At 70.3% G+C, this 16,874-nt stretch carries 12 protein-coding genes; 1 reads left to right on the top strand and 11 read right to left on the bottom strand.

Annotation, left to right across the window (positions count from 1 at the left end; all coding sequences use genetic code 11):
• Nucleotides 1-22: 22 nt before the first annotated feature.
• The 9 genes from MBA17_RS06420 to MBA17_RS06380 all read right to left on the bottom strand — a co-directional run bounded on the left by MBA17_RS06420 (nucleotide 23) and on the right by MBA17_RS06380 (nucleotide 10,571).
• Complete coding sequence (locus MBA17_RS06420) at nucleotides 23-1,207, bottom strand: aminotransferase class V-fold PLP-dependent enzyme (protein WP_238495347.1); 1,185 nt, start codon at nucleotides 1,205-1,207, stop codon at nucleotides 23-25.
• On the bottom strand, nucleotides 1,191-1,961 hold the full coding sequence (locus MBA17_RS06415) for an amino acid ABC transporter ATP-binding protein (RefSeq protein WP_238495631.1): 771 nt from the start codon (nucleotides 1,959-1,961) through the stop codon (nucleotides 1,191-1,193). Before MBA17_RS06415 ends, MBA17_RS06420 begins: the two co-directional genes overlap by 17 nt.
• Nucleotides 1,962-1,972: 11 nt before the next feature.
• Nucleotides 1,973-2,866 carry an amino acid ABC transporter permease gene (locus tag MBA17_RS06410; RefSeq protein ID WP_238495346.1) on the bottom strand — a complete coding sequence of 298 codons (894 nt, stop codon included), beginning with the start codon at nucleotides 2,864-2,866 and terminating at the stop codon, nucleotides 1,973-1,975.
• Nucleotides 2,867-2,879: 13 nt separating this feature from the next.
• Entirely contained in the window at nucleotides 2,880-3,812 is a 933-nt protein-coding gene (locus MBA17_RS06405; protein WP_238495345.1) for an ABC transporter substrate-binding protein, read from the bottom strand.
• A 220-nt stretch (nucleotides 3,813-4,032) separates the two neighbouring features.
• Nucleotides 4,033-5,496: an SDR family oxidoreductase gene (locus MBA17_RS06400; protein WP_238495344.1), complete on the bottom strand. Its 1,464-nt coding sequence runs from the start codon at nucleotides 5,494-5,496 to the stop codon at nucleotides 4,033-4,035.
• Between the two features lie 88 nt (nucleotides 5,497-5,584).
• A complete protein-coding gene (locus MBA17_RS06395) occupies nucleotides 5,585-7,573 on the bottom strand; it encodes a peroxidase family protein (protein ID WP_238495343.1) in 1,989 nt (662 codons plus the stop codon).
• A 171-nt stretch (nucleotides 7,574-7,744) separates the two neighbouring features.
• Nucleotides 7,745-8,644, bottom strand: coding sequence for a patatin-like phospholipase family protein (locus MBA17_RS06390; RefSeq protein WP_238495342.1), 900 nt, complete (start codon nucleotides 8,642-8,644; stop codon nucleotides 7,745-7,747).
• Nucleotides 8,645-8,649: 5 nt separating this feature from the next.
• Nucleotides 8,650-9,567 carry an acetoacetate decarboxylase family protein gene (locus tag MBA17_RS06385; protein WP_238495341.1) on the bottom strand — a complete coding sequence of 306 codons (918 nt, stop codon included), beginning with the start codon at nucleotides 9,565-9,567 and terminating at the stop codon, nucleotides 8,650-8,652.
• Nucleotides 9,564-10,571 carry a lipase family protein gene (locus MBA17_RS06380; RefSeq protein WP_238495340.1) on the bottom strand — a complete coding sequence of 336 codons (1,008 nt, stop codon included), beginning with the start codon at nucleotides 10,569-10,571 and terminating at the stop codon, nucleotides 9,564-9,566. Before MBA17_RS06380 ends, MBA17_RS06385 begins: the two co-directional genes overlap by 4 nt.
• Before the next feature lie 200 nt (nucleotides 10,572-10,771).
• Between MBA17_RS06380 and MBA17_RS06375 the strand changes: the two genes are divergently transcribed.
• Nucleotides 10,772-13,189 carry a GMC oxidoreductase gene (locus MBA17_RS06375; RefSeq protein WP_238495339.1) on the top strand — a complete coding sequence of 806 codons (2,418 nt, stop codon included), beginning with the start codon at nucleotides 10,772-10,774 and terminating at the stop codon, nucleotides 13,187-13,189.
• Here the strand turns inward: MBA17_RS06375 and MBA17_RS06370 are convergent.
• Nucleotides 13,147-15,240, bottom strand: coding sequence for an NACHT domain-containing protein (locus MBA17_RS06370; RefSeq protein ID WP_238495338.1), 2,094 nt, complete (start codon nucleotides 15,238-15,240; stop codon nucleotides 13,147-13,149). The genes MBA17_RS06375 and MBA17_RS06370 overlap by 43 nt on opposite strands.
• A 194-nt stretch (nucleotides 15,241-15,434) precedes the next feature.
• Nucleotides 15,435-16,730, bottom strand: a complete 1,296-nt coding sequence (locus MBA17_RS06365; protein ID WP_238495337.1) for a YcaO-like family protein — start codon at nucleotides 16,728-16,730, stop codon at nucleotides 15,435-15,437.
• Nucleotides 16,731-16,874 lie beyond the last annotated feature (144 nt).

The following is a 16,874-nucleotide window of genomic DNA, read 5'->3' as shown; positions in this document are numbered from 1 at the left end:
ATCATCGCATCCATTCCCCCGGTCAGCGGAGTCCGGCGATCAGCGAGCCGACGTGCTCGATCTCCGACTCCGTGTTGTAGTAGTGCGCCGAGGCACGGACGACATCGGCCAGTCCCCGCGTGGGCAGGTCCCACTGCGACGACGTGGCCTTGGAGACGCTCACGTTGACCCCGTGGCCGGTCAGCGCGCTCTTCACCGCGTCGGCTGTGAGGCCGTCGACGGTGAACGACACGATCCCGCATCGGCTCTGGCCGAGGTCGTGCACCTGGACGCCGCCGATCCCGGTGAGCGTGCGCCGCAGCAGGTCGCCGAGTGCCAGCACCCGGGCCTCGATCGCGTCCATCCCGAGGTCAAGGGCGTAGTCCACGGCCGCGCCCAGGCCGACGACGGCCGCGTAGTTCTTCTCCCACGTCTCATAACGCCGGGCGTCGGGGTTCAGCTCGAACTCCGCGGGCGACGTCCACACCGCCGACCCGTTGTCCAGTACGGCCGGCTCGAACGTGTCCATGGCACTCGCCCGTACGTACAGGAAGCCCGTGCCGCGCGGCCCGCGCAGGTACTTCCGGCCGGTTCCCGTCAGCACGTCGCACTTGAGGTCGGCGACGTCCAGGGCCAGTTGACCGACCGACTGGCAGGCGTCGAGCAGGAAGGGCACTCCGGCGGCTTCAGCCAGCCCGCCGACCGCCGCCGCCGGGTTGATCAGGCCGCCCTGCGTCGGGACGTGAGTGATCGACACGAGCTTGACCCTGTCGTCCTTCAGCTCCTCCTCCAGCAGATCGAGGTCGATCTGCCCGCTCGGGTCGTCGTCGACGACCTTGACCTCGGCGCCGAAACGCCTCGCCTGCTGCAGGTAGGCGATGGCGTTGCTGCCGTACTCGGACCGGCAGGTGAGGATCCGGTCTCCCGGCGCGAGACGCATGCCGTAGAACACCATGTCCCAGGCGCGTGTCGCGTTGTCGGCCAGCGCGATCTCCGACGGGTCGGCGCCGATCAGGCGGGCCAGCGAGGTGGAGGTCGCCTCGATCTGGCCGGCGCGCTCGCGCTGGACCTCGTAACCTCCGTGGGCGGCCTCGGCCCGGAGGTAGTCCATCGTCGTGTCGACGACGACCGAGGGGGGCAGGGCGCAGCCGGCGTTGTTCAGATGGACCAGGTTCCGGGTGCCGGGTGTCTCATCACGTACCCGCTGGATGTCAATTCTGTTGATCACTGTTGGCAGCCTTACGCAGGAATTCTCGTGCTCGCACCGTCTGTGGATTGGCGAGTACCGCGTCCGGGTGGCCTTCCTCCACGATGACGCCATCGTCCATGAAACACACGTGGTCGGCGACCTCGCGAGCGAAACCCATCTCATGGGTGACGACGATCATCGTCATGCCCTCGGCGGCGAGGGTGCGCATGACCGAGAGCACCTCGTTCACGAGTTCGGGGTCGAGCGCCGAGGTCGGCTCGTCGAAGAGCATGACCTTGGGCTTCATCGCCAGGGCGCGGGCGATGGCGACGCGTTGCTGCTGCCCGCCCGACAGCTCGTTGGGGTAATGGTCGCCCCGGTCGGCCAGGCCCACCCGGTCGAGCAACTGCCTGGCCAGCTCGCGGGTCTCCGCCTTCTGGGCGCGGTTGACGCGCAGCGGCCCGGACATGACGTTCTCCAGCGCGGTCATGTGCGGGAAGAGATTGAACCGCTGGAAGACCATGCCGATCTGGCGACGCTGGTCGGCGACCTCCTTCTCCGACAGGGGGATCAGGTGGTCGCCCTCGATCCGCAGGCCGATCAGGTCGCCGTCGACCCAGACCTCGCCCTCGTCGGCGGGCTGCAGCCCGTTGATGCAGCGCAGCAGCGTGGACTTGCCCGAGCCTGACGGCCCGATGAGGCAGCTGACCGAGCCCCCGGCCACGGAGTAGTCGACTCCCTTGAGGACGTGCACGGAGTCGAACCGCTTCTGGATCCCGTTCAGGACGATCATCGGTGTTCCCACTAGACCTCCTTCGGTACGGCGGGCTCGGACTTGGCCTGCGGGCGCGACCTGGGCGCGTACCCCTTGGAGTACTTGCGTTCCAGCAGCGCCTGGAAGTAACTGAGCAGCGAGGTGAGCAGCAGGTACCAGAAGGCCGCGACGATGAGCAGCGGGATCGTCTGGTAGTTCAGCGCGTAGACGACCTGGGCGCTGTGCAGGAGATCCGCGAGGCCGATGACGCTGACCAGCGCGGTGTTCTTGAATGTGGTCACCAGCTGGTTGGCGGTGGGCGGGATGATGGTGCGCACGGCCTGCGGCATGATGATCCGGAAGACCTTGTTCGGCCGCATGCCGAGCGCCTGTGCCGCCTCGTACTGGCCCCGGTCGACCCCCAGCAGGCCGCCGCGCACGATCTCGGCCATGTACGCGCCCTCGTTGAGCGACAGCGCCAGCACCGCCGCGGTCCACGGCGTGACGAGGGCGTTGGCGTCGAAGCCCACGAGTGTCGGGCCGAACGGCACGGCCAGCTCGATCTCCGGGAACAGGGCCGCGATGTTGAACCAGAAGATGACCTGGATCAGCAGGGGGGTGCCGCGGAAGAACCAGACGTAGGTCCACGCGCCCCTGGCCACGAACTCGTTGGAGGACGTCCGCATGATGGCCAGCAGGACGCCCAGCACGGAGCCGATGATCATGACGACGGCGGTCAGCTCCAGCGTCAGCAGGAGCCCGTGCAGGATGACGGCGCTGAAGAGGTACTGGCCCACGACCGGCCACCCGAAGTTCGGGTTGGTCAGCGCCACGTCGGCCAGCGACAGCACCATGAAGAGGATCACCGCGATGGCGACGTAGCGCCACGGGCTCTTCTTCCTGGGACGGCGGGTCCGCGGACGGACCCCGGTGGTAACGCTCACAGGTTCGCTCGCCTCAGCCCTTGAGCTGGCCCAGCTCGCCGGCGGGGAGGGCATAGCCGGCCATCCCCCACTTCTCATAGATCTTCTTGTACTCGGGAAGCCCGTGCAGGACCTCCATCGCCTTGACGACCGCCGGGGTCAGCTCGGCGCCCTTGACGACGGCCATGCCACCGGTCGAGGTCAGGCTGGACTCGTCCTTCAGAATTTCGAACTTGGCGTTCCGGGTCTTCTGCGCGTAGCCGAGCACCGGGCCGTCGGCCATGGCCGCCTTGACGCGTCCACTCGACATGGCCAGCAGCACCTGGCTCTGGTCGGGCAACTCCATCGCCTTGATGGCCGGCTTGCCGTTGCTCGTGCACGTCTCCTCGCTGAGCTTCGGCAGCCGGGTCGTGGCCTGGAACGATCCAACGGCGACGCCCACCTGGAGCCCGCACAGGGTCGTCGAGGTCAGCTTGTCCGGGTTGCCGGTGGGCACGGCGATCGCGGAGCCGCCCTTGGTGAAGGCGACCATGTCGAGGACCTGGAGCCGCTCCGGGCTCGGCGACATGGACGCCACGGCCATGTCGTACTTCTTCGACTGCAGGCCGGGGATGATGCCGTCGAGCGGGATCGAGACGAGCGTGGGCTCCACTCCCATGGTCCTGGCGAGCGCCCGCCCGATGTCGGCGTTCAGTCCCATGCTCGTCTTGCCGTCGGGCGCGATGAACGACGTCGGCGGAGCACCCGCGCTGAGCGCGATCGTGATCTTCTTCGAGCTCTTCAACCCGGCGGGAAGCAGTGCTTCGACCTCGGAACTGGGCGCGATCTGCGGGAACGTGTCGGCCTGTTCGCTGTTCACCGGGCCGCTCTTCGCCTGATCGTCCTGGACGGCGTCGGTCGGCGTCGAACAACCGACGAGCGTCACCCCGGACACCAACATCGCCGCCGCAAGTTGCACCCTCTTCACGGGCGTTCACATCCCTTATTGCAGTCTCTCTCAGAGAGACGATGTATCGTAGAGAGTGACGCTAGTGGGCCAGATTTGGTGCAGTCAAGGCAAAAGGGATTTATGGGACTCCTGCCCGCGCGTCACCGGCCGTGGTATCCACGCGATCGACCACGGCAGAGAGCGGTCCGGAGCCCGGTTGGGCATACAGGCTGGACCGTTCCATGCGCCGAACTGGCGGTCAGCGCGATGAGGTCTGGGCCGCGGCCCTCGCGACCTGGATCGGTATCTGGCCGAAGATCAGTCCGTGGAAAGGGGAGAGCGCTCGCCAGTAGAGGTGCCCGAGCAGCCCGCGAGGGTGGAAGATCGCCCGCTGGGTGTAGACGGTCCGGCCGTACGCGTGGACGACGCCCAGTTCCAGCCAGGCGAGGCCGGGCAGGCGCATCTCGGCGCGGAGTCGCAGGAGGCGGCCGGGCACCACCTCCTCCACCCGCCAGAAGTCGACCGAGTCGCCCACCCGCAGCCGGTCGGCGTCTCGCCGGCCGCGGCGCAGCCCCACGCCGCCGGCGAGCCGATCCAGGAATCCCCGTGTCCACCATGCGACGGGCAGGGAGTACCAGCCTCGCTCGCCGCCGATGCCTTCGATGATCTGCCACAACGCGTCCGGATCGGCCTCGACGGGCCTGCTGCGCTTGTCGATGTAGAGACTGCCGCCCGCCCAGCCGGGGTCGGTGGGCAGCGGGTCGCTGGGCGCGCCGGGCGTCGAGGCCGAGGACCAGCGAGTGGCGACGTCGGCCTCCTTGATCTTCATGAGCGCCAGTGACACCGCCCGGCGAAATCCGATCAGCCCGCCCGCCGGATCGGGGATGTGGTGCGCGATGTCGTGCTCACCGCAGACCGCCTCGTTGCGCAACGACTCCACCAGGGGCCGGGCGATGCCCGCCGGGACCGGAGTGACCAGGCCGACCCAAAGGCTGGACAACCCGGGGGTGAGCATGGGCAACGGGATGATCACCCGCCGCGGCAGGCCCGCCTCGGCGGCGTATCCCCGCATCATGTCGGCGTAGGTCAGCACGTCGGGGCCACCGATGTCGAACGCCCGGTTGACCACGCCGGGAACGCTCGCCCAGCCGGTCAGATAGCGCAGTACGTCGCGGATGGCGATGGGCTGGGTACGGCTGCGTACCCACCTGGGCGTGGTCATCACCGGTAGTCGCTCGGTCAGGTGGCGCAGCATCTCGAAGGACGCCGAACCGGACCCGATGATTACGGCGGCCCGCAGCACCACCGCCGGCACGCCGTACCGCAGGAAGATCTCGCCGACCTCGGTGCGTGAGCGCAGGTGAGGGGAGGTCCCCCCGCCGGAGGCGAGCCCGCCGAGATAGACGATCCGCCGTACCCCGGCTTGCCCGGCGGCGGCGGCGAAGGTGTGGGCCGCCCGGCGGTCCCCCTCGGTGAAGTCGCCCGACGTGCCCATCGTGTGGATCAGGTAATAGGCGACCTCGATCCCCTCCAAGGCCTCCCTGGTCTGCCCGGGGTCTGACGCGTCCGCCTGGGCGATCTCCGTCCGCTCCGCCCACGGCAGGTCGCGCAGCCTTCCCGGTGACCGCACCATGCAGCGGACGTCGTGACCGGCCGCGAGCAGTTCGGGAACCAGCCGGCCACCGATGTAGCCGGTCGCCCCCGTCACCAAGCACCGGACCATCGATGCCCCTTCCCGATGCAATGGCCGCGGTCCTGGCCGGAGCGCCCGCGCAGGCCGCCGATCCCGGCAGTCTCACCGAGCCCGGCAGTCACGTGCGGCCCGTGCGGCGCCAGGGGGCGAAGGCGTTCGGTACGCGGTGCAGGGCCGGGCGGAGTTCCGGGTGGTGGCGCAGGAGCACCGAGATCATGGTGGTGTCCGCGATCCAGTCCAGGCCGGTCCGGGTGTACACCCGTTCGGCGTAGTCCGTGGTGAGGAACCGGTCGCTGTTGAGCCTCCGTGAGGCCATCAGGATGAAGACGCGGAAGGCCGTGTCGCTGAAGGCGAATCCCTTCGGGCGCCGCTCGGCGAACATCCCCACGGTCAGGTCGACGTCCTCCAGCCGTCCCTCGTACACCTCGTGCAGCGTCGCCGCCAGCGCCGGATCGTCCGTGAGCGTGTCGAACGAGCGGGCGGGCGTCAGGTGGAGCAGCCTGCGGAACTCGTTGTAGCGGGGCACGCCCAGTTCGCGGCAGCGCAGGATGTCGGTCGCCGCCAGGTCCACCGGTTGCCCGTCCGGCCGCAGGAACTCCTGCAACGTGCGCGGGAAGTTGCGCAGGACGATCGCCCCCGGGTGTTCGGTCCCGAAGGAGTACAACAGGTCCGCGGCGGGGACGGCCGAGGCGACCTCCAGGGCGGCCGGGCCGGCCAGGTCGCGCAGGGTGCACCGGCGGATGCCGGAGTCGTCCAGCGCGGCGCGCAGGCTGTAGTCGTCGGGCATCAGCGGATGCATCCGGTAGACGGCCACGAACTCCTCGGTGATGCTGAAGGGAACCCCGAAGTGATCGGTGGGCGAGCCCGGAATGCCACTGATCGTCTCGTTCGGGCTGAGCCTCCCCAGCGTCTTGGTGATCCGCTCGGAGGCCAGCCCCCACCAGTTGGCCCGCAGGCCGAGCACCGCGGTGGGATGGCTGATCACCGCCGGCGTCCACTCCACGGTATGGATCTTGGCCACCAGCGCCGCGTTGATCAGCCGGGCGCGCTCGAACAACTCGTCGTCGCCCCAGCCGGGGTACTCCGCGTGCAGCCGGTCGCAGATGGCGTTGTGCTCACGGGTGAAGAGCGTGTGCAACATCACCAGGCCGAGCCAGAACCCCGGTTCCAGGGCCGGATCGGTCTCGCCGCCCGCCATCGGCCGGACCCCGCGCGGCCGCGCACGCAGCCTTCCCCCACTGCCGGTCCGTACGGCGCGTTGCTCCTCGATGCCGTTGCCGTAGATCAGCGACATGTCCCACCAGGAGGACGCGGTGTTGAGCGAGGTCACGGGCCCGTCGTACCCGGGTGGCCGGGTGGCGTCGGGGCAGACCCGAGGGATCGTCAGCGGTGGTCGCGGCCAGTCGTCGTCCGGCTCCAGCGGGATGGTCCACGGGTCCTCGGACGGGCTGCGCCCGTGGCTGAACCAGTCCCTGATCATGAACTGTAGCCAGGCGGCCGCGAGGACGTTGAGGCTTTCGGCGGGCTGGAACCGGGTGCGCGTCATGAGGCGGCGGCTGACCAGGCGGGGATTCGGCGTCATGAGCCGCATGGGCGGTTCGGCGTGCGTACGGTCGAGCGGGACGTTCCTCCCGAACCGGGTCCCGGCCATGCCCATCGTGGGATGGCCGACGTCGTTGAAGGAGCCGTCGGCGGTCCGCCGTACGTCGTGGTCGGCGGAGTCGGGCCCCGGGCTCGGCTGGTCCACGGCGGGCAGGCGGCCGGTGTCGTACAGGTTCCGCTTGCGCAGCCGGTTCCGGATCCCGACCAGGACGGCCAGGCCGAACGGGGCGGGCAGCCGGTCCCAGCCGAACCGGCGGTCGATCGCCGCGGCCAGGTCGTCGTAGACGGTCCAGAACCACGACTGACGGTAGCCCGCTCCGGCGACGGGCCGCTCCCGGCCGACGGCTCGTGCCCGGTCTGTCAGCGTCTGGTCGGCCCGTGTTTGGTCGGCCCGTGTTTGGCTGGTGGGCGTCTGGTCGGTGGGCGGGGGCCGTTCCGGGGCCTGGCGGGCTCTGGGGACGGGGTGCGGCGCGGTGCCGGGCCGGGCCGGCCTGCGCGGGCCCATCACCGGCTCCCCGCCGGTCGCCGACCTGGCCGAGGCGGTCTCCCCGCCGAGGTGTCCCGCCCCGTTTCACGGACGGTGGCGAGCGCGCGGTGCGCGGTGACCCTGGTGCTGCTCTGGTGGTGGTCCATCGCTGCTCCTGAAGTGTCGTCGTTCACAGCGGCTGCGGCGTGTTCACACCGGCTGCGGCGTGGCCGTGCGCAGGTGCCCCGTCCTGACGAGGAAGTCCCTGGCGGCGACCCGGCCGGCCTCGATCGTGGGTCGCATCTGCCGCCTGCCGCGGAAGAAGAGGTAGCCGACCGGGATCGGTCCGGTCGGCCGGACGACGTGCACGGTGACGTGGCGCTGCCCCGGCGCGGCGGTGCCGGCCGCGACCCGCTTGTTGATCTCCTCTATCTGGTCGAGTTCGCGCTTGAGGTTGCCCGTGGCGCAGATCTCGAAGATGTGGCCGAAGTGGTTCCAGAATCCGCCGCGCCACTCGGGCCGGTCCTCGATCGCCCAGATCACCCAGATCTCGTCGGCGCCCTGCCGTACGGCTTCGGTGAGGTTGGCGTCCTTGAGCAGCATGGCGTCGACGTAGAGTGTGCCGTCCCCGGCCACCGGCGGGACCACGCCGGGGACGGCGTCGACGGCGAGGAAGTGGTCGAGATCCATCTGCTGGTGCGGGATGGTCTTGACCCGCTTCGTGGTGAAGTCGACCACGTTGAAGGTGGCCGTGACCGGATGGCCGCCGACCTCGCGGCAGGCTCTGATCCGCGCCAGGTCTATGCCCCATCTGGGAATGATCGTGCGCACCGCCGCCTCCTGGGTGAGCAGCGACGGCAGCGTCCAGAACGCCAGGTAACGCCACCATGGGTGGAAGGAGAGGAAGTCCCGTGGGCTGACGTTCCCCCAGGCGTCGGCGATCTGCCCGGCGGAGCGGCCGGACAGCAGCATGCCGAGGTTGAAGACCGAGCCGCTGGTGGCGTCGATGTGGTCGAACTCCAGGTCCGACTCCTCCAGCAGCACCTGCAGGACGCCGGACGACCAGCCGATCTTCGCGCCGCCGCCGGCCAGGACGAGTGATCTCTTCACGATGGTCACCTGCTCACGATGTGTTCGCGCGATCCGGGCATCCCCAGCAGACGGTCGCTGTGGGCGCGGTCGGGAGGCGGCAGCCGGTCCTGGCCGAGCCCCATGCCGACCAGGCTCTCCAGGCCGTCCTCGGCCGGCGCGGGCGCGGAGTCCGAGGTGAGGAACCACGTCTCCACGTGGTCGTCGAGCGTGCCGTGCATCGACGGGACGAAGGCCGTCAGGAGCGGCCGGTCCGGGACGCCCAGCCGCTTCAACCACGCCACCCGCTCGTGGTCGCCGATGAGCAGGCGGCTGCCGGGGCCGCCTCCCCAGGTCACGCCCATCCGGCCGCGCATCGAGATCGACGATTTGGCGAGCATGCCGCGGAAGCATCCGTACCCGACGCCGCTGAACCGCAACGGCAGCCGTGTCCGCGCAGGGCGGGGGACGTCGACGCGCATGACCATCTGCCCGTCGAGGTCGTACTGGCTGCTCACCGTGGTGTCGCCGATGACGAAGTCGAGGTTGGCCCGCCGTTTGGGCATGCCCCAGATGCCGCGCCCGCCCTTCACCGAGATCTCGGTGCTCACGGGCAGGTCATAGATGTAGACGCCGGTGCCGAAGAAGGAACCGAGCAGCAGCGGCAGCAGGGGCGGCGCCGGCCGGGAACTCCGGGTGCACAGGATTCCGATGCAGAACTCCACATAGGTGCCGATCGTGGTGTCCCGGTAGTCGACGACCCCGATCAGCAGCACCCCGCCGCCGAGCATCCGGTAGGGACGCAGCTCCGCCGGAAGTACGGCCCGCGCCTCCTCCGGGTCGATGGTGTAGGCGGCCAGCAAGGCCGGGCTGCCCCGGGTCCCCACCGGCATGCGGAAGGGGATGCCGTCGACGTTGGCGAAGCGGCCGGCCGTACGCCGGTGTCCCGCCGAGAATGAGCTCAAGATCCCTCCCGGTGGCGCGTCGGGGAACCGGCCAGTTCCTCGATGATCAGTGGGAAGACGTCGCGATGGGCGCGATCGCCGAAGAAGACGTCCAGGTGGCTGTAGCCCGGCAGGATGTGCAGGGCGTGGTGGCGGGGGTGGTGGCCCGCGAAGAAGTCGTAGGACCGGCGCTGGCTCTCGGGCAGGAAGCAGCGGTTCAGGTCCCCGGTCAGGAAGACGACGCGGGCGTCCGTCTGGGGCTCCTGGGCGGTGTAGTCGTCCGGCAGGCCGTCGAGGTGTTCGTAGGCGACGAGGTGGCCGCGCCGTACGCATCGGTCCATCTGCCGGAAGAACGTCAGCGGCACCGGGCCGAACTCGTGCGGGATCCAGGAGTCGTGCGTGCCGGCGCCGACGTTCTCGTGCCGCCACAGGGCCGGGAATCCGCTGCCGTAGGTGAAGCTCACCAGCTTGCACACCGTGCTGGCGCACTCGTGGTGGGCGGCCTTGACCAGCAGGGTGATCGCCTTGGCCGCGCCCGGTGGCGGACGATCTCCCCAGGAGGGGTCGAGGTAGGACAGGAACCGGGCGGCGAGCGGCACGGCGTACCGGAGCTTGGCCCGTGACCACCGTGGCACGACCGTGTGCAGGGACACCGCGTTCGTGATGATCGTGTCGACCTGGGGGACCAGCCCGGCGCAGGCGGACATCATGAACGAGGTGGAGCCCTGGCAGTGGATGATCGCCTTGATCCGGTCCGCCCCGGTCTCCTCGATGACCTTGCGCACGGCGGCGGGATGGTCGTGCAGCGCCGCCTGGTCGAGGGTCCAGGCGTTGGGCGGCAGGTCGATGCTGGCCCGCCAGTCCTCCAGCCAGACGTCGTGTCCGTGGGCGACGAGCGCGTCCACGAGGTTCGTGGGCACGGGGGCGCGGAACACCCCTGACCGCACTCCCGCACCGTGGACGACGATGACCGGGGACTTTGCGGGCGGACTGTTCCCCCGCACATTGACGAGGTTGAGATTCATGCCGTCACCGGCGGTGAAAGGGATGACGCGTTCCCGTGTAGCGAGTGGTCCATCCATGTTGATCGCCGCGATCCCGGGCTTGACGAGCCGGATTGCCCTGATCTGGACTACTGACTCCGGTGCTTGGCTCACCGGTCGGTTACCATTTTATTGTGTGCCCTCCCCCCGCGACTTGACAAGGTCGGCCGAAGGGGAGCGGAATGAACGATTATCGTCGTCACCAGGGAAGCCCTCCTGACAACGAGCACACCGACGTCGTGATCGTGGGCTCGGGATTCGGCGGAGCCGTGGCGGCCTACCGGTTCGCGGCGGCCGGCAAGCGGGTGGTCGTGCTGGAGCGCGGCAAGCCGTACCCTCCGGGTTCCTTCCCGCGCGCGCCCGCCGCGATGAGCCGCAACCTGTGGGACCCGAGCGAGGGCCTGTACGGCCTGTTCGACCTGTGGAGCTTCCGCGGCACCGGGGCGGCCGTGTCCAGCGGGCTCGGCGGCGGCTCCCTCATCTACGCCAACGTCCTGCTGCGCAAGCCCGAACGGTGGTTCGTGCGGGAAAGCCCGCTGCCCGGCGGCGGCTACGAGAACTGGCCGGTGTCCCGCGCCGACCTCGACCCGCACTACGACGCCGTGGAACGGATGCTGCAGGCCCAGCGCTACCCCCTCGACCTGCCGCCCTACGACACGACGGCCAAGACCCGGATGATGCGGGAGACCGCCGAGCGGCTCGGGCTGGAGTGGGAGCTGCCCCCGCTGGCGGTCGCCTTCGCCCCGGAGCCCGGTGCCGATCCGGTCCCCGGCCTGCCCATCCCCGATCCCGGGTACGGCAACCTGCACGGGCTGCCGCGGACCACGTGCAGGCTGCGCGGCGAGTGCGACCTGGGGTGCAACGACGGCGCGAAGAACTCCCTCGACCACACCTACCTGTCGGCCGCCCGGCACGCCGGCGCCGACCTCCGCACCCTGCACGAGGTGCGAGCGCTGGCCCCGGCCCCCGGCGGCGGCTACGTCGTACGGTACGTGGTGCACGATCCCCGGAACGAAGGGCGGCGCACCCGTACCCGGCGGCTGCCTTCGCACACCATCACGTGCGACCGGCTCGTCCTGGCCGCGGGCACGCTCGGCACCACCTACCTGCTGCTGACCTGCAAGGCGGCGTTCCCCGGCCTCAGTCACCGGCTCGGCACCCGGTTCTGCGGCAACGGCGACCTGTTCACCATGATCGTGCGCGCCCGCGACGACGCCGGCCGCCATCTGTCGCTGGAGGGCAGTCGCGGGCCGGTGATCACCGGTGCGATCCGGGTGCCGGACGCCGCCGACGCCGGCCGTACGACACCGGGCCGGCGAGGCTTCTACGTCGAGGACGCCGGTTACCCGCCCTTCGTGGAGTGGCTGGCGGAGCTCGCCGGGGTGCGCGGCCAGCTCAGGCGTGCCGGTCTCTTCGTTCTCGGCAGGGCCAGGGCGGCTCTCACCCGGTCCCCGCAGACCCGGATCAACGCGGAGCTGGCCGCGCTGATCGGCGACGGGCGCCTCTCCGACGGGTCGCTGGGACTGCTCGGGATGGGCCGGGACGTGCCCGACGGGGTCATGCGCCTGCGCCGGGGCTACCTCGACGTCGACTGGACGACCAGCACCTCCATGGCCTTCTTCACCCAGATGCGCATCACCATGCGGGACATCGCCCGGGTGCTGAACGCCGGCTACCAGGACAGCCCGCTGTGGCGGACCCGCAGGGTGATCACGGTGCACCCGCTCGGCGGCGCCCCGATGGGACGGCACCCCGGCGAAGGCGTCGTCGACGAGTACGGCCAGGTTTTCGGCTATCCGGGCCTGTACGTGCTCGACGGCGCGTCCATGCCCGGCCCGGTGGGCACCAACCCCTCCCTGACCATCGCCGCGCTCTCCGACCGGGCGTGCGAGCACATCCTCGACGCGGAACCCCACCCGGCCCGCCACACCGCTGCCTCCGCCGCCGGCGTACGGCCCGCCGCGCCGGCGGAGACCACCGGCCTGAGCTTCACCGAGGAGATGCGCGGCCACGTCGCGCCCGGCGTCACCGACCCCGTCGAGGGCGAACGGCTGGGCCGCGCGAACGGCCATCGGCTGATGGTCCACCTGACCATCAGGACCGACGACGTCGACCGCTTCGTGGCGGAGGCCGGGCACGAGGCCGCCGTGACCGGATGGGTGAGCTGCGCCGAACTCGGCGGCGAACGCCTGCCGGTGACGGCGGGGTGGTTCAACCTCTTCGTGCGGGACGAGGACCCGGCGCACCGGCGGATGCTCTACCGCCTCCACTTCGCCGGCGATGGCACACCGCTGACCCTCGTCGGGCACAAGGACGTGCGCGACGACCCCGGGGCCGACGTGTGGCGCGACACCTCGACCCTCCACCTCCGTGTGCTGCGCGGGCACACGGCGCCCGCCGGGGACGCAGCGGCCCCCGTGGTCGCCGCGGGCGTCATCACGATCCGCCTGCCCGACTTCCTCCGCCAGCTCACGACGTTCCGCACCTCGGGACCTGACGGGCCGGCCGGCCTGGCGCGGTTCGGCACGTTGTTCCTCGGCGAGTTGTGGGACGTCTATCACGACCTCGCGACGGGCCCGCGGGTGCCGCGGCCCTCCTGATCCGTGCCGCTGGGGGGCCGCTCCCGGGACCGGGCGAGGTGCTGCTGCAGTTCGACGTGCCGGAACTGGTAGAAGGGCCCCTCGGTCCGCAGCAGGCCCAGCCGGTGGGCGTCGTCGAGGAAGTTCATCGCCCGCAGCGGCAGCCTTCCCCTGGTGGCGAGCCGGGGAATGGTCAGCTTGTAGGCCAGCCAGGCGTGGTGACTGCCCAGCATGAGCCCGAAGAGCAGCCCCAGCACGAGTCCGCCCACGAGCGCGGTGTCCCACGCCAGCACGTCGCGGAGCCCGATGACCGCCACCAGGGTGCCGATCAGGAGCCCGCTGATCGTCCGGATGAGGGTGAGATTCCGGTCGGCCTGCCAGGTCGAGCGAGGAGATCTCGCCGTGGTGGCGGGGGTGGGATGCTCGACCCATCGGATCAGGCCGAGTACGAACACGAAGCCGAGCCCGGACAACAGGCCGATCTGGGTCGCGGCGTAGAGACCGGCGCCATAGGGCCGCCCCATGAACCAGCCCACGAGTGCCCCCAGGATGCCGACGATCAGTCCGTCCCGCAGGGAGCGGAGGATGAGGGGGAGCCGTCCCCTGAGCTGGAAGTCGGCATAGCCGGGCGACTCGGTGAACCATGAACCGATCATGACCATGACCACCAGCCCGGACAGGATTCCGGTCACCGCGCCGGCGAGCGGGTTCGCCGTCAGCATGCCGATCACGACCGCGACCACGAGCCCGCACGCGACGCTGACCGCCAGCCGTACCCAACGGCTGGGGGTGTAGCGCGCCAGGTGCCACCAGGCCACGTCGTGGGTGTCCTCGCCGCTGAGCATGAGCTGGCGGGAGAGGTAGGTCAGCCAGCGGTCCACCTGCTCGGGGTTCCAGGCGTGCTGCGGCCGGAACGGCTGGGCCGGGGCGTCGGCGGGCGGACGCGCGCCGACGAGGGCGGGGATGAGCTGGTCGCACAGGTGGTCGGTCAGCTCGGGCGCGGTCCGGCGTCCGAGGTCCAGCAGCGGGCTCGGATCCTTGCCGGGGGCGATGTAGGTGGCGCGGATCAGCCAGAGTCCCAGGGGCGTGGAGGCGACCTCGGCCAGCGCGGGTGCGGTGGTCGTGCGCAACGCGTCCAGGACGGCGGGCCAGTTGCGGTGGGACCGGCGGGAGAGGCACGCCTGCAGGTAGTCGGCCGCCACGCCGGGGGAGAGGGGCTGCGGCTCGATGACCGCCGCCGCGCTGAGCACATCGTCCAGCGCTTCGACGGATTCGGCGAACTGGGCCGTGCGGCAGGTGAGGATCACCTGGTCGGATTCGCACATCGACCGGTTCAGCGCCGCGAGCATGTCGGCGCGGGCCTGGTCGGACAACTCGTCCAGCCCGTCGATGACGGGCAGCACCTCACCGCGGCTCGCCAGCGTTCTCGGGGTGTCCGGACCGAGATCTTCGGCGCGCAGCGCGGGATAGTCCAGCGCCAGGCTCGCCGCGAGCCAGTCCCGCAACTGAGGATGGGCCTCGTTGTCCCAGCGTGCCGCCGAGAACAGCACGGGAACGGGCTCATCGGGCTGCCGTGTCTTCAGGAGTTCCAGGAGCAGTTGCACGGCCAGGGTCGTCTTGCCCGTTCCCGGCCCGCCGAGGATGACCAGGCGCCGGCAGCGCAGCGCGCGGAAGTCGTCGGCCATGGTGGCGATGTGCACGTCGAGGTTGGGGAAGGCCAGGACGCCTTTGGCGATCAGGTCGGGATGGTCGACCAGCTCTTCGTGTTCGGTCGACCGCCAGGGCACCGGCATGGGCTCGGGATCGCCGAGCGACCGCAGGACCGTCTCGTTCCTCCACTGCTCGGTCACCAGGCCCGCGAGGATGTCCTTGGCCTTCTCGATGTCGGTGGTCGTGGGGGCGGACGCGGGCCGGGTGGACTTACGCCACCAGGAGAACAACTGCAGCATCCCGTTCCCGAGTGCCACCACGCTGGCCGTCGCCGACACGATCGACACGAACCCGACGGCTATCCCGCCCATCGGAAGTTTGGGGGCCAGGAATAGGAGGACGGCCGCGAGAGCCAGTAACAAAAGGCCCACCACTACCGAAGCCTTGGCCTTGGGACTCTGTTGCCAGTGTCGTGCCGCCATAAAGCCATTATGCGGTTGAGTGACATGAAAAGGCACTAAAAAACCATAAAGCGAAAGGTTGTTTTGGCGGTAAAACAGTTGATCCGATCCATGTGCAGGCCAACCGTCGGCATCGGCACGGAAACGGGCCCCGGTCACCCTCTGAGGACACCGGCGGAGTGGACATCGGCGGCGGCCCGGCCCCGGAGTCCCGGCAGGACGAGGTTACCGTCCGTGATCAGCATGAAGCGTTCCAGGCCCGGCACGACCGCGTGCACGGCGGTGATCTCACCGGGGAGGGCGGTCACCGTCCGGTGGTAAGGCGTGTGGCCGTGCGCGGTCAGGATGGCGACCACCTCGCGCAACTGGGCGTGTGGAGGACCGGGAACCCGGCGCCCCGCGGCGAACGGGACGGTACGGGCGCCGCGCAGGGTGCCGGTGAGGTCGAACCGTCCGCACGCGTGCAGCGCGGGATAGGCGGCCAGCCCCGCCGGTTCTCCGCGTGGCGGGTGGCGGGACAGGCTTTCGCCAAGGGTGGTCTGGACGAGTTCGGTGAGGGCGCGCCAAGCGGCGTAGCCGGGGTTCAGCGAGGTTCCCGCACCGCGCCGGTGCGGGTGACGGACGGTGGGGGCGGTGTAGGCGAGCATGGTCGGCACCCCGAGGTCGCTGGTGATGTCCAGCAGGTACACCGGAGCGCCGGTGAGCTCCCCGGCCGCCGCGTACGCACGGGCCGGCTCGGCCGGGAGCGTCGCCGGGTCGATCACGGTGGGCCGGAAGCCGCCGCGGCGGAGGAAGGACCGCACCAGGAGCAGGGAGAAGGCGTCCCGTTCGATGACCTCGTTGAGGGCGTGCAGCAGTGCCTCCTCAGCGGTGACGCCGACGGCCGAGCCGCTGTTGCAGCTGTAGCGCATCAACTGGCCGTAGTCGCAGGCGTCCCCGGCCAGCTCGCGCAGGCGGCCGGCGTCGACATACCAGGGAGCCGACAGGAACAGCGGCATCAGCGCCTCCCGGCCTCCTCGCAGGGGGCGATAGCGGTGGCAGGCCAGCCGCTCGGCGGGCATCCCGGCCAGCAGTACGGCACAGGGATCGTCCCGCAGCGGCCCGGCGGCGATCTCGGCGGGCGTGGCCATCTCCACTGCCGCGGGATCGAACCCGGCCGGGCCGGTGAGGTAGTGCTCAAGGGCCTCGAACAGCGCTCCCACACGCGCCTCGTCGGGCCGTCCCTTCCCCATTCCCCGCGCCGTCGGCGGCAGGTCCCCGTCGCCGGCGAGCAGGCGGCACCACCAGGCGGTCGGATCGCCGCCCCGCCCCAGGTCGGCGAGTTCCGGCCGCAGGTCCAAGGCGGCCAGTGCCGCCAGCGCCCGTCGCTCGGCCTCTCCCAGCGACACGACACGCTCCGGCTCGGACGGCGGGCCGCGCATCCCCTCCGTCACCGAACCCCGTCCCGCCATTCCTTGACCTCCCGCCGGCGTCGATTCGAGGATGGCCGGTGACCATGGGCATGGGAGAACCGATCCCATGCCCATCGTTTCGGTTGCGGGTCGTGCCGTTGCTCAGCCTTCGCCGTTCGTTTCCTGAAGGAATTCCTCCAGGCG

Source organism: Dolomitihabitans soli (genome assembly GCF_022213955.1).
GTDB lineage: Bacteria > Actinomycetota > Actinomycetes > Streptosporangiales > Streptosporangiaceae > Streptosporangium_A > Streptosporangium_A soli.
Note: the sequence above shows the minus strand (reverse complement) of the source record. Positions and strands in the feature narration are given on the sequence as shown.